Source organism: Kitasatospora sp. NPDC048298 (assembly GCF_043201465.1).
Lineage (GTDB): Bacteria > Actinomycetota > Actinomycetes > Streptomycetales > Streptomycetaceae > Kitasatospora.
The window spans coordinates 81,324-95,020 of sequence record NZ_JBICYZ010000023.1; the positions used below are offsets into that span (position 1 = coordinate 81,324).

9 protein-coding genes are annotated in these 13,697 nt (G+C 72.3%); 3 read left to right on the plus strand and 6 right to left on the minus strand.

Going from position 1 to position 13,697, the window contains the following annotated elements:
- Positions 1–47: 47 nt before the first annotated feature.
- Entirely contained in the window at positions 48–1,169 is a 1,122-nt protein-coding gene (locus ACGF0D_RS18985; protein WP_392917608.1) for an alpha/beta hydrolase, read from the plus strand.
- A gap of 34 nt (positions 1,170–1,203) precedes the next feature.
- Here ACGF0D_RS18985 and ACGF0D_RS18990 read toward each other — a convergent pair whose 3' ends face one another.
- The gene (locus ACGF0D_RS18990; RefSeq protein ID WP_392917611.1) at positions 1,204–2,310 is read right to left on the minus strand and encodes a BTAD domain-containing putative transcriptional regulator; all 1,107 of its coding nucleotides are present in this window, start codon (positions 2,308–2,310) and stop codon (positions 1,204–1,206) included.
- Positions 2,311–2,458: 148 nt separating this feature from the next.
- Here ACGF0D_RS18990 and ACGF0D_RS18995 point away from each other — a divergent pair, with 148 nt between their 5' ends.
- Complete coding sequence (locus tag ACGF0D_RS18995; RefSeq protein WP_392917614.1) at positions 2,459–2,989, plus strand: hypothetical protein; 531 nt, start codon at positions 2,459–2,461, stop codon at positions 2,987–2,989.
- 228 nt (positions 2,990–3,217) lie between these two features.
- Positions 3,218–4,960 (plus strand): FAD-dependent oxidoreductase, encoded by a 1,743-nt coding sequence (locus ACGF0D_RS19000; RefSeq protein ID WP_392917617.1) that lies wholly within the window; start codon positions 3,218–3,220, stop codon positions 4,958–4,960.
- A gap of 30 nt (positions 4,961–4,990) precedes the next feature.
- On the opposite strand, the gene ACGF0D_RS19005 is transcribed toward ACGF0D_RS19000, so the two are convergent.
- The 5 genes from ACGF0D_RS19005 to ACGF0D_RS19025 all read right to left on the minus strand — a co-directional run bounded on the left by ACGF0D_RS19005 (position 4,991) and on the right by ACGF0D_RS19025 (position 13,685).
- Complete coding sequence (locus ACGF0D_RS19005) at positions 4,991–5,647, minus strand: hypothetical protein (RefSeq protein WP_392917619.1); 657 nt, start codon at positions 5,645–5,647, stop codon at positions 4,991–4,993.
- Positions 5,648–5,703: 56 nt separating this feature from the next.
- Entirely contained in the window at positions 5,704–6,906 is a 1,203-nt protein-coding gene (locus tag ACGF0D_RS19010; RefSeq protein ID WP_392917621.1) for a hypothetical protein, read from the minus strand.
- 73 nt (positions 6,907–6,979) lie between these two features.
- Entirely contained in the window at positions 6,980–8,644 is a 1,665-nt protein-coding gene (locus tag ACGF0D_RS19015) for a YncE family protein (RefSeq protein ID WP_392917624.1), read from the minus strand.
- A gap of 56 nt (positions 8,645–8,700) precedes the next feature.
- Positions 8,701–9,861, minus strand: a complete 1,161-nt coding sequence (locus ACGF0D_RS19020; protein ID WP_392917626.1) for a hypothetical protein — start codon at positions 9,859–9,861, stop codon at positions 8,701–8,703.
- On the minus strand, positions 9,858–13,685 hold the full coding sequence (locus ACGF0D_RS19025) for a hypothetical protein (RefSeq protein ID WP_392917628.1): 3,828 nt from the start codon (positions 13,683–13,685) through the stop codon (positions 9,858–9,860). Before ACGF0D_RS19025 ends, ACGF0D_RS19020 begins: the two co-directional genes overlap by 4 nt.
- Positions 13,686–13,697 lie beyond the last annotated feature (12 nt).

The window sequence follows — 13,697 nt, forward strand, 5'->3', positions numbered from 1 at the left end:
ACGGTCGTCCGGTGACTTCGGTTGGCCGGCTCATGGAGGGGAACACCGTGAACACCGCGACGAGGACAGCAGGCCGGTGGCGGCTGGTGGTGGCCCTGGTGGCCGCCGCCCTGGCCGTGGCCACGACGGCGGGTACGGCGACGGGTTCGGCCGGTACGGCGGTGGGTGTGGCGAGGGCCGGCGGCGGCACCGGCGCGCCGCCGCCGATGGCGGACGGGTTCGGCCTGACTCAGGTCGCCCCCGCCGTGGGCGGGCCCACCGACTTCTACCTCACCGTGACCACACCCGAGGTCGCGGGCAGGCACCACCTCAAGATCATCCTGCCGCGCGGCTACGACGACGACCCGGCCAGGCGCTACCCGGTGCTGTACTTCCTGCACGGTTCGCCCGACAACCCCCTCAACCAGACCTACCCGGCGCTGACCACCTCGAACGCGATGATCACCGTCATCCCGGACGGTGGCGCCCGCGGCTGGTACGCCAACTGGCGGGACCAGAACACCCCGGCCGGAGCCCAGAACTGGGAGAACTTCCACCTCGGCCAGGTGATCCCGTTCATCGACGCCAACCTGCGGACCGTCGCCACCAGGAAGGCCAGGGCCGTTGCCGGGGTCTCCATGGGCGGCTTCGGGGCCTTCCACTACGCCCAGGACCACCCCGAACTGTTCAGCCAGACCGCCTCCCTGTCCGGAGACATCGACCTCTCGATCGACTCCATGGACCTGAGGCTGGCCGTGGTCGCCTCCCTCGTCGACGGGCAGGGCGTGATCTGCGGCCTGTCCTCGGGTTCCTGCGACTCCGCGAACTCCCCGTACAGGCCCGCCGTGGACAGCGACGCCCTGTTCGGCTCGCCCTATCCGGTGCTCAACGCGGACTGGCGGTGGAACGAGGTCGCCCCGTCCCGGCACATGGACCGGCTCGCCGGAGTCGGGGTCTCCGTCTACGTCGGCAACGGGCGCGGCGTGGTCACCCAACCGGAGTTCTGGCTCGAAGGCGCCGCCAAGCACGTCAAGGACGCCATGGACGCCCTGGGCATGCCCTACCACTACGTCGACTACAACGACGGTTCCACCTGGGGCAGCCAGTGCGACGGCGGCCACAACGGCGGCTGCTGGGAGCAGGACCTCCGGGACCTGATCCCCCGGCTGGAGACGGCCTTCGCGTCCTGAGTCGCCCGAGTCGCCCGAGTCGCCCGACCCGACCTCACCTGGCGACTCCGGTGAGGTCGGGACCGGCGTCGTCTCCGCGCAGGACCATCCGGTACGTCTGCCGCAGCATCCGGCCCGGCGGCACCCCCAGGTCGTCGGCCAGCCGTCGGCGGGCGCGGTCGAACACGGCCAGGGCGTCCGCCCGTCGGTCGCCGCTGTACAGCGCGCGCATCAGCATCGCCGCCACCAGCTCGTTCAACGGGTGCTCCGCGGACAGGGCGAACAGCTCGTCGACGGCCTCCGCGTGCCGGCCCAGCCGCAGCTGCCACTCCAGTTTCCGCTGCGCGACGGCGATCCGGCGCTCGGCGAGCCGCAGCCGCTCCAGCTCGGCGAGCGGGCCGGGCAGGCCGGCCAGGAGCTCCCCGCGGAACAGGTCCAGCGCCTGGGAACAGAGGCGGACCGCCTCGGCCTGGTCGCCCGCCCGGTGGGCCGTCCCGGCGGCGGTGACCAGATCCTCCATCCGCGTCAGGTCCACCTCGGCCGCGCCGGAGACCAGCCGGTAGCCGCCCCGGTCGTGCTCGATCACCGAGTCAGGGCTGTCCCCGATGCGCAGGATCTTGCGCAGCCGGTAGATGTGGACCGGCACCACATTGGCGACCGGTGGCTCCAACCCCCAGACGCCGTCCAGCAGTTCCTGCCGGCTCAGGGCCCGGCCCCCGCGCAGCGCCAGTGCCGCCAGCACGGCCTGCCGGCGCGGATACCCGAGGTCCAGGGAACGACCGTCCCGCCAGGCTCGCAGCGGTCCGAGCACGGCGATCCGCACCGCGGGCCCGGACGTTGCCGTGAACCCGGCCGTTGCCGCGGGTCCGGCCGTCCCGTTCGCGGCGCTCCGCGGCGCGGGGCGCACCGGCTGCGCGCGGGGGCCGCGGCCCGGGGCGACCAGCCCGCAGTCGAAGGCGTGGACGATGGCGGCGGCCCGGTCGCGCAGCCCGAGCTTCCCGAGGATTCGTGCGAGGTGCGCGGCCACGGCGTCCTCGGAGGTGGCCAGCGCGGCGGCGATCTCGTCGTCCCTCAGCCCGCAGCCGACCGCGTGGAGCACCTCGCGCTCCCGGCGCCCGAGTTCGCCGGCGCCGGGCCTGCCGGTGGTGGCGGTCGTCGGCATCGCTGCCCCCTCGACGAGAGTTCCGCTCGGGTGCCTCCGGCCCACGCAGCGCTCCCCGTACCGCCCGAGCAGACCGTTCCCAGGCGAACGGTACCTCCTCGTCCGGGACGGTAAACCGTACGGCGGCGCGGGGACGGGATCGGGCCTGGTGGCCGGCATAGTGCCGGCGGCGAACGCGGCGAACGCGGCGACGACGGCGAGCGCGGCGAACACGCAGGCCACAGGCCGCGCGACCGCCGCAGGCGCGGCGGCGGACCCGTCGCGACGGGTCGACCGGGCGGAGCTGGACGCCGGCCTGCGGGCAGTGGTGGCGCCCGGCGGTGCCACCGCGGCGCTCGGTCGGGTGAGCGAGGACGGCCGCACCCTCTGGAAGGGCGCGGCCGGAACCGCCGGGCGGCTCCTCGGACCCGCCGAACTCGCCGAGATGAAGCACTCCACGGGCCTCGGACGCGGCGCCGACTACGGCCTCGGCCTGGAGCGCACGCCCACCCCGTGCGGGGACTTCTGGGGCCACCGTGTCGACGGCATCGGCTACAGCAGTGTCATGCTCGGCAACGACACCGGGCAGCGCCAGATCATGCTCTCCCGTAACCCGTACGACCCCGTCGGGCAGCACGCCTCCGAGGTCGCCTTCACCACCCTGGTGACCACCGCGGCCTGTGCCGGCCGGACCGCCTGAGGCTCGTCCGGCCCGGTGGCGAACAGCGCGGACCCGCACCCGGACCGGTGACGGGTGACCGGCGGCGGTCCCGGTCGTTGCACACCGGGGGTCGCGCCCGCCGTTCGGGGCGGCCAGGGAGTGGGAGGTGCGCGCAGCATGGGGTTGGCGGAAGGCTTGCCGGAGGCCGCGGCGAAAGAGCAGACGCGGCGTCAGTTTCTTGCTGGGGCCGCCTCGTTGGGCGGCGCCATGGCCGTGGCGCCCAAGGCGGCTGCCGCGCTCCCGCATGCGGTGGGCACCGGCGCCCGGGGCGGCCCGGGGCGGAGCGTGGCGGTCCTCGGCGGCGGGGTCTCCGGGTTGAGCGCGGCGCACGAACTGGTCGAGCGCGGCTACCGGGTGACGGTGTACGAGTACCACGGCGCGCTCGGCGGCAAGGCCCGGAGCATGGACGTGCCGGGCAGTGCGGCCGGCGGCCGGCGGGCGCTGCCGGGGGAGCACGGTTTCCGGTTCTTCCCCGGCTTCTACCGCAACCTGCCGGACACCCTGCGCCGCATCCCCGTCCCCGGTAACCCCGGCGGCGTCCACGACAACCTGCGCGACGCCACCCAGGCGCTGCTGGCCTTCGACGCCCCGCGCCCGGGCCTGCTGCTCCCGTTCCGGTCCCTCGCCCGGCCGCTCGACCTGGGCGACCTCGCCCCGGACGCCCTGCGGCGGATCCTGGCCGGCGCTCTGGACGAGGTCCTGCACCTGCCCGCCGACGAGCTGGCCTACTTCGTGGACCGGCTCCTGGTCCACCTGACCAGCTGTGACCTGCGCCGCGAGCAGCAGTGGGAGCGGGTGCCGTGGTGGGACTTCATCGGGGCCGGGCGGATGTCCCACGACTACCAGCGCCTGCTCGGGGTCGGCCTGACCCGGGACCTGGTCGCGACCCGGGCCGAGCAGGCCAGTACCCGTACGGTGGCCCGCACCGTCGTCGAGGCCTTTCTGCTGAACGGCCTGCTCGGGCGCGGTGGCGACGGACAGCCCGACCGGGTGCTGAACGGCCCCACCAGTGAGGCCTGGATCGACCCGTGGGCGGCCCATCTCGCCTCGCTGGGCGTCGAGTTCCGCACCGGGACCGAGGTGCTGGAGGTGCTGTACGCCGCGGGCCGGATCACCGGGGTCCGGGTGGCACCGGCCGGCGGCGGCGCCCCCGAGACCGTACGGGCCGACCACTACCTCAGCGCGCTGCCGGTTGAGCACGCCCGCGCCACCTGGGGTCCGCAACTGCGCGCCGCCGACCCGCAGTTGGCGCGCTGCGACGCGATCGGCACGGACTGGATGACGGGCATCCAGTTCTACCTGCGCCGCCCGGTGCGGCTGGTGCACGGCCACGCCGTCTGCCTGGACTCCCCGTGGTCGCTCACCGCGGTCGGCCAGGCGCAGTTCTGGGACCGGGACTTCGCGGTCGCCTACGGCGACGGAACGGTGCGTGACTGCCTGTCGGTCTGCGTCTCGGAGTGGGACCGGCCCGGGATCCTCTACGGCCGCACCGCCAAGGAGTGCACCCGCGAGGAGGTGGCCCGCGAGGTCTGGGCGCAGTGCCGGCGGGCCTTCGACCGGCCCGGTGCCGGGTGGCCGGCGGACGCGGACGTGCACTCGTGGTTCCTCGACCCGGCCGTCACCGGCCTGGGCGGGCCCGCGCCGGCCAACCGCGAGCAGCTGCTCGTCCACCCCGCCGGAACGCTCTACCGCCGGCCCTCCGCCACGACCGCCGTGGGCAACTTCTTCCTGGCCGGCGACTACGTCCGCACCGAGGTCGACCTGGCCACCATGGAGGGCGCCAACGAGTCCGCGCGCCGCGCCGTCAACGCCCTGCTGGACGCGGACGGTTCGACCGCCGAACGCTGCCACATCCGGGGCCTGTTCCGGCCCCCGGAGCTGGAGCCCCTCAAGCTGGTCGACGAGGCCCGCTACCGCCTCGGCCTGCCGAACACCTTCGACCTCGGCTGACCCCGCCCGCCGGGCGGGGCCCCCTCGTCCTCATCCCTGGCCGTGCCAGAGGAAGCCGAAGAAGTTCTTGCCGGAGCTGTCGTCGCACGTCACTCCGTCGGGCAGTTGGCTCGCTTTCGCGTCGAAGCTCAGCTTGTCGGTGTCGGCGTCATACCTGAAGTACAGCGAGCCGGGCTGGCCGAGGACGGTGGTTTCGCGGCGCACGGTGACCTGGAAGGGCACACCGTGTTTGACGGTGAAGGTCCTCCCGGGCTGTCCGGTGGTGAGCGTCTGGTCGATTTTGTTGACCGCGCGCTCGATCTCCAGGGTGAGGACCTCACTGTCCTTGGTGTTGGTGAAGGCCGCCATGATGGTGTGCCAGGGAAGCGGCGCGGAATAGCCGGTCTTTCCGTTTCCGGCCACCGTGTAGATCCTGGCGATCTTGCTCTTCTTGTCGTCCGGGGCGATGTTGTGGTCCTGCGTGGTCGTCTCGTCTCCTTGCAGCCACGCGTTGCTGCGGCCATGCGTTGCGGTGGGTGCGGCCGACTGCCTGTGGGGGTGTGCGGTCGGCCGTCGCTGAGCGGTCTCGGGCCGCGTAAGGCGTTTCCCCGGCAACGAACCACGGGGTTCACGTTGGGCGGCTCCGGCCGTGGGGCATCGATGGCCCCTGCTGTCGACGGTGCTCTTGGTCGTGCGTGCCCGCAGCATTGGCAGTCCATCCGGGTGAGGCGCGGAGGGTGGCCGGAGCCGACTCGTGCCGCAGGTCAGAGCGGCACCAGGTCACCGGTCCCGAAGGGGTGCCACCGCAGGTCCGCGGCGAAGAGGAAGGTGTTCTCCGGCTCGGTGAACTTGGCGGACTTGACCAGGTCCCACTTGATCGTGACCGTGCTGCCCTTCGGCACCGGCACGGCCAGGCTCGGTCCCGGGGCGTACACCCGCTTGTCCACCCTGCCGTCGCAGTGGATCTGGGCGACGTGCGGCTCGGTGTCGGGGGCGTCCGGAGGTTCCACGGTCACCGTCAGCTTGGCGTTGGTGTGTCTGTAGAACGTCCGTAGCGAACCGGTGAGCAGCCCGTCCGTCCGCGCGCGGAACTTCTTCCGGGTCCTGACGGTGGTGGTCGTGGGTGGCGGCGCGAGTTCCACCTGTGTCGGGTGCGGCTGTCGCCGGCCGAGGAGGGAGAGGGCGCCGCCCACCGTCAGGTCCTTGGTGGTCAGATACGGTTCGGAGACGGTCACGAAGGTGAAGAGCCAGTAGTCGAACGTGGGGGCGTCCTTGTCGCCGGTGTAGGCGTGCAGGGCGAAGGTGGTGTCCTGGTACAGCCGGACTCTGTGGTTGCGGCTGCCGGTGACGTCCACGGTCTTCGGCTTGCCGGTTCCGGCGTCGAAGTACTCCAGTTCCACCGTGCTGCCGGTGGTGGGCGTGAACTGCCAGACCACCTCGGCGTCCTCGGTGGTGGGCACGACCTGCCGGAGGGGCCGGAAGTCGGCGAGGGTCAGCCCTGACGGCCCCTTCGTGCAGTACAGGACGACTCGTCCGGTCCGGCTGTCGCCGTTCTCGTCCTCTAGATCCTCTTCGATCGAGAGTCTCGCGTCCCCTTCCGCGGTGTTCACCGCGATGTTGGACAGTTCGAAGGACAGTGACGGACTTCCGGGCTGGACGGTGGCGGAGCCCTGGTCGTTGGGGCTCGCCGTGGCGATGCCCGGCTCGTCCTCCACCCATTCGACGGCCCAGCCGGGAGAGTGGTCGATCTTGATGCCACCCGCTCTGTGGACCGGGGTGAAGTCGCCGGCCTCCTCTCCCAGGGAGAGCTCCAGGGTGATGGAGTTGCAGGTGAGTTCCGCGTCCGAGCTGTTGGTGACCGTGACGGTCAGGCTTCCCTTGGCGGGCTCGGATCCCGCGACGGAGACCGGGAGGGGTGAGGGCGTGGTGGGCGCCGCGTAGGCGAGCAGCGGCTGGTCGTCGGTCATGGGGGCGGGCCCTCTCGTCGTGGTCCGGCTCGTCGTGGTCCGGCTTGTCGTGGTCCGGCTTGTCGTGGTCCGGCTATTCCCAGCGCCAGGCGATCTCGACGTCGTCGATCTCGGTCTCCGTCGATCCCCAGTCGGCCTCGACGGTCGCGCAGTGCTTGGCCACGGGGAGGTCGATGACCCAGAGCCGCGCCTTGCTGCCGGAGTCCGAGGAGACGTATCCGGCCACGTAGGCGTAGCGCCCGTTGGGGTCGATGGCCACGCCGCGGGGGTACCTGATGCCGGGCAGTTCGATGTGCCGGACCTCACCGGTGGCCGTGCTCAGGTCCACGACGGCCGCGGAGTACTTGTCCTTGGCGGCCACCGCGCACAACAGGGTGCCGTCCGGCGTCACGGCCAGGCCGTACACCTGGTTGCCCACCGGGATCGTCCTGGGTGCGTCCTGCCCCTTGAACGCCTTGACCGAGCCGCCGCCGTCGCCGACCACGAGCGCGACCGTGCCGCCGTCCGCGCTGACGGCCACGAGGGGCTTGCCGAACCCGTTGTCCCCGGAGAGCGTGTTGATGAGGGAGCCGTCGACGGTGTTCGTCACCGGTACCTGCAGGCTGTTGGTCTCGGTGAGCACACCCGGGTAGACCTTGTCGCTCTTCGCTGACAGGGCGACTCCGAACACCGCCCCCAGGACGTCGTACGAGGTCACCGTGAGGTCCTGGGAGTCCACCTTGCCGACGTCGACCCGGTGCAGCATCTTCTGCCGCTTCCTGGTCTCGAAGCCGCCCGTCCACAGGTGCTCGCCGTCACGGCTGAGCGCGCAGTCCCACAGGGTCTTGTCCATGTTCTTCGTCCGGATCACCGGGTCGTCGCCGGTGATCTCGGCCAGGTCGACCGCGACGATCCTGGTGTCGTTGACGAGGAAGCCGTGCCTGCCGTCGCCCGAGATGCTCCAGCTCGACCGGTCGCCCGTGGCCCTCAGGTCGGCGCCCTTGATCACGGTGCCCTTCGCCGTGATCGGTGACTTTCCGGGGAGTGTGTCGGTGCTCAGGTCGATGGCGGTGCGGAAGCGTACGGGCTGCATACCCAGGCCGGAGGCGTAGATGTCCGCGAGCGGGCGCTTGAGGGGGGCGTGCTGCCACAGGTCGGTGATGGCTCCTCCGGGTGCGGCCGTCAGTGTGCCGCCGGCGTCGGTGGTGCACGTGTGGTACTTCTCGCCGGAGAAGAGGTAGCCGTTGGCGGACTTGTCGGGCCAGCAGCCGGCGTCGACGCCGTTCGGCAGGGAACTCTCCAGCGTGCCGTGCTTCTTGAGGCTGCCGTCCTGCAGCTTGAACAGTGCCCAGCGCGGGCCGCTGAAGAGGTAGACGCCCTTCGGCGTGTCCATCGCGCCGCTGAGCCCGGTGAGGAAGTCGTCGGGGAGTTCCTCGACGTCGAAGGTGTTCTCCGGCTTGGCGTCGGCTTCGCTCTGCACCTCGTTCTTGGCGATGTTGTAGCGGACCAGGTGGTCGGGGCGCAGGAAGTAGATCTCGCCCTTGGCGGCGAAGACCGCGGGGTAGGGGCGGTGCCCGGCCGTGCCGGCCAGGCCCGGCCAGAACCAGGTGAGGTGCTGGGGCAGGTCGAAGGGGTTCCTGAACTCCCAGGCGACGCCGTTCTGTTCGTACCGGGCGGCCCAGGTGCCCTGGAACAGGTAGCAGGTCGCCTTGTTCGCGCTGGACGCCGGAAGGCTGAGGGCGGCGGTGATGCCGGTCATGTGCGGTCGGTCCTCTCCTCGTCGGGATGTCTGCTTCGCTACTTGCTCTACGTGCTCTACTCGCTCTTCAACCGGCCCGTGCCCAGCGGGAACCAGGTGATCTGACCGCCGTAGCTGCCCGCCTCGGCCCTCATTCCCAGCGTGACCCTGGCTCCCTTGGGCACGGGCACCAGGACGTTCTCCGGTGACTCGGCCACGCGGGCGCAGGCCGAGGTGGTCCGGGTGGTGGCGGGTGAGCCGGAGGTGACGGAGGCGTGGAAGTCCACGGCCTTCCCGTCCTCCTCGCAGTCCAGCCGTGCCGCGATCAGGCCGTCGGTCTCGGCGGTCTCGTACGTCCTGGTGAAGGGCGAGGTGGCGCCCGAGGTGTCCCCGAGCAGTGTGGTCGGCACGCCCCACAGCTGTACGACGCCGTTGCTGGTGAGCTGTCCGACGGTCAGGTCGGGTTCGGAGACGGTGACGGCGATGGTCCACCCGTAGTCGGTGCCCTTGTACTTGACCAGCATCATGAACGCCGTGGTCCTGGTCAGCGCCGGCGTGGTGTACGTCCCGTTGCCGTCCTTGTCCATGTACGTCTTCTCGTCCGCCTTGATCTCCGTCATGTCGAAGTACAGGCGGTAGACCGGGCGGTCCTTCTCCGGCAGTCCCTTCCAGCTGATCTCGACGGACTCGCCGTTCTTGATGCCGGAGCACTTCGGCCGGAAGTTCTTCAGCAGGCTCTGCACGTCGGTCCTGGTCACGATGAAGGTGTCGGCGGCCGAGCCGGTGCCCCCGCCGACGACGGCCGTCCAGTGCACGGTGCTGCCCAGGGCGACGGCCCCCACGGAGTCGTGCGGCGCCAGCCCTTCGAGGAGCAGCGTGCGGGTCTCGCCCGCCGCCAGCTCGCCGGTACCGGTGTCGGTACCGGCGTCGGCGGCGGGCAGAACGGTGACCTGGGACGGCCCGGTGGACTGCAGCCGCCAGCCGCCCGCCGGTTCGGCCAGCCGGAGCCGCCCGAGGTCGGCGGTGAGGCTGTCGGGCCCGTCGCCGACCGGCAGGGAGAGTGTGATCCGCTCGCACCGCAGTGTCTCGGTGCCGGGGTTGCCCACCGTCAGGCGCAGCGCGCTCGGCACGGCCGCGTGGGCCTCGCCGGTGTGCACCAGGCCGTCCGTGGTGGTGTCGAGGACGCAGGCCAGCCGATGGGCGGCGGTGGTGGCGGCGCCGGTGGCGGTCCTGGTCACGTCGTGCCCTTCGGTTGCTGTTCCAGGGTGAGCGCGAGGAATCCGGTGCGTGCCACGGGCACGCTGCCGGGCGGGTGGGCGCCGCTGTTGGTGTCGGACAGCGGCAGGTCCGCCCAGGGGCCGGCGTGGCCCGGGGGAGTACGTTCCGCCCAGGACCAGACGCCCTGCCAGGCCGCCGAGGTGGGCAGGGCGACGGACGGTCCGGACGGTTTCCCGTCACCCGGCACCGTCCCGCCCGGCAGCAGGCTCGCCAGCACGGGGCCGGTGCGCAGCGCGGGGGACAGGGTGGCCATGGGCCCGCGTACGAACGTCTCGGGCAGCTTGGCGGCGACGACCGGCAGGATGCCGCTGTGGGCGTGTACGGCGGCCCACGGGTCGATCAGCAGCGTGGCCCAGGCGGCGGTGTCGGCGGCGGGCGGTGCGGCGGAGTCCTCGGCGTGGGCGGCCAGGACGCGCGGGTCGGCCGCCGCGTCGATGGCGACCGGGAACGAGGACTCCGGGTCGGCCGGCCGGTGTCCGGTGAACAGCCGGTGGTACGGGGTGGACTTGCTGGTGCCTTCGGCGGGGTCCGTCGTGAAGTAGCCGACCAGGCCGTCGCCGGCCCGGTGCGCGTCGCCCAGCCGTACCGGCCAGCGCGCCGAGCGCAGGACGTTGCCGTCGTCGGCCTGTGGGCCCACCGGCAGTCGCTGCCAGGTGGCGTCGTACAGCGGCGGCGCGGCCAGTTCGATCCGCAGTCGCGCCCGGACCAGGGCCAGCGGCCGCCCGGCGAGCAGCGTCCAGTGCGGGTCGGTGTGTTGACCCGGGGGCGCGATGGTGTGCAGGGCGAGGTCGATCACCGCGAGCAGGTCGCGGAAGGCGGGCGGCCCCTCGGCGGAGCCCTGTCCCTGAGGTTTCTTCAGCAGCCAACGCAGCAGGCCGCCGAGGTGCGGGTGCGCGGCCGTGAACGTGTCGGGGGTGGCGGTGATCTGTTCGCGCGTCAGCCAGCGGGGTCCGGGCAGCGGCAGCCAGTCGACGCGTTCGGCGCCGGCGGGGCCCGCCACGTGCAGCTCGCCGAGGCCGGCGCCGTCGCTGCCGTACACCAGCAGCGAGTGCTCCCGCGGGTTGGGCACCAGCCAGCCGCACACCGGGCTGTGCGCGGGGTCGACGGGCAGCACGTCGACCGGTACGGGCTGGTCGTCGTCGGTGCGGCGCAGCCATTCCAGGCGGGCGCGCGCGGGCTGGTGGAGCCGGGGCGGCAGTTGGACGAAGCGGTACTCCCAGCCGGCGACGGCCGTGTCGGCGACCAGCGGCTTGCCGGGGTGGGCCGGGTCCGGGTCGGGCCGGACGGCGGCGGAGCGCCGGGGGTGGACCTGCCCGGCCGTGGTCTCGTTGACGGCCTTGCAGACGCGGCCGAACTGGTCGACGAGGGTCAGTTCCTCGATGACGAACTGGGCGGAGCGCACCGGGTCGAAGTGCCGCAGGGAGGCGGCGGTCTCGGCGTTCGCGACGACGGGTTCGGTGGTCAGCAGTGCCTTGCCGGTACCGCCGAGCGGGTCGAAGTGGTGGGCGGACTTGCGTTGGGCGAGCCAGGCGTCGAGGCCGTCGAGGGACTGGGAGATCTGGTTGCGGTTGTGCTCCGAGTCGGCCTGAGCGCGGATCGTCTTCGCCAGCGCGCTGTCGGTCACGTAGCGGTTGATGTACTCCTCGGCCCTGCCGCGCACCGCGAACCCGGGCAGGGCCGACAGCCGGGAGCGGCCCTTGACGGTCTGGCCGGGCTTCTGGGCCTCGCCGGCCCAGTGGTGCGCCCGGCCGTCGAAGGTCCAGTGGGTGGCGGCGGTGCTCCCGCTGCCGGTCCGGTAGGGCAGTGGGTGGCAGCGCACCGCCCAGAGCAGGTAGAGCGGCTGCCAGGGCTGGCGCCACAGGTCGGTGTACTCGGGCCAGACCCCGGCGTCGCCCTCGCGATCGGTGACCGTCAGCGCCTTGCCCCCGTGCTTCAGCAGGTGCAGCGGGCCGCGCGGCCGGTGGTCGGGGCTGCCGGTGGGCCAGACCAGCCGGGCCGCCTCCTCGAGGACGGCGAAGTGGGTGAGCAGGGCGGTCACCGGCGCCCAGGTCAGCGGCGAGGTGACGGAGGCGAGTTTGGCGGGGGCGGTCGGAACCTTCGTCGGTGTGACGGGGGTGCTCCCCTCCAGTGCGACGGCCTTCAGCAGCCGCTTCTCGGTGCGGCAGGGCAGTGGACCGCTGCGGGGTGCCGTCATGCGGGCGCCCTTGCCGCTGATCAGGACGACGGGGTCGGTCGGCCGTTGGTAGGGCGGTGCCGGGGTCCGCTTGATCTCGCGGTGGGCGGCGAGGGGCTTGCCGGTGGACAGCTTGTGGTCCCGGCGGTAGGTGTCGATGCCGGTCTGCAGGTCGGAGGGTGTGTTCCCCCAGGGGATCGCCGCGCGGAGCCCGCCCTTGCCGTCCGTCCCGAAGCACAGCTCCTGCTGCGCCCTGGTCTCCTTGGCGAGGCCGTCCTTGCCCGGGTCGAGCTGGATGGTGCTCTTCGCCTTGAAGGCCTTGAACTCCTCGCTCTCCTTCTTGCGGTCGTACGTCCACCACCACAGGTCGTAGAGCCGTTGCCGCAGCTCGGCGAGTCGCCGCAGGCCGTCGTCGAACTTCCGCTGGCGGGCGTTGAGCTGGGCCAGCCACACCAGCTCGGCGGCGGCTTCGGCCGGGGGCGTCGGGGGTGGCTGGGAGCCCGGGCGGTTCACGATCTGCCAGCTGAACCCGGCCGGCGAGGGCGCGAACCAGGTCCGGTGCGCGGCGTCGTCCATGATGTCGCGCCCGTGGTCGGTCAGGGCGTCGTCGAGTTCGTCGAGGACGCCGTGGTCGAAGGCCTCCAGGAGCAGCCGGTCCTCGGCGGTGGCGCCCTCCCGCAGGGCCGAGCGGGCGTCGGCGGCGCTGTTGCCCACCGCCACGGTCAGGGCGCCCTTGGGGTCCGTGGGCAGGTCGGACTCGGGCAGGTCGTCGACCCGCCAGGCGAGGCCGAGGGCGGTGCCGACGTACAGGGAGCGGTGCACGGGCTTGGTGCCGGCCGGGCACTGCCAGCCGAGGGCGGCCAGCGCCGCCTCGAACCTGGCCTGGTCGGTGGTGTGGTGCCCGTACTCGCCGCGGAAGTCCAGCAGCTTCTTGATCTGTTGGACGGAGAGCGGGTCCTCGCCCTCCACCGAGTGCCAGCCGGCCACCAGGTAGCTGATCGTGCCGTCGGTGGTGACGAGCCCGGTCAGCGGGTCGTGGAAGGACAGCACGTCGGCGTTGTACGGCTGGAAGACCGGGAAGTCCGGCAGTCCGGGGCCGGCGGCGGTCAGGAAGGGCGTTGGCGGGTTCGCGGGCTCCGTCCAGTCCTGCGCGGCCAGGTCGGTGCTGGTGCCGAGTTTGGTGGCCTTGTTGTCGTGCAGGTAGGGCACGGTGCCCTTCGACGCGTCCAGGTAGTCGCTGTGGACGAGCCAGCCGCCGGCCGCGGGGAGCGGAGCGCCGGTGTCCGTGGGCCGGAAGTGGCGCAGCACCAGCCAACGGTTGGGGATGGTGGGGAAGACGGGGAAGGCGGCCGGGCCCCGGCCGGTGCTGAGGTCGAGCCGCCCGCGCAGCAGCGCGTCCGGCAGTCGCCAGTGCAGGTAGACGCCGCGGGCCGCGTCGCCCTTCAGGGAGGTGGTGATGAAGGGCTCCGGCTCCGGGTTCGCGGGCCGCTCGCGCTTGTAGAACTTCGGGACCCATCGGTAGAAGGGGTCCGCGCTCGCGTTGGTCAGCTTGTCGGTGGCGGCCATGGCCGAGACCTCGACCGGCACGAGCAGGGCTTGGGGGTCACTCATCGTCAGGGCGTT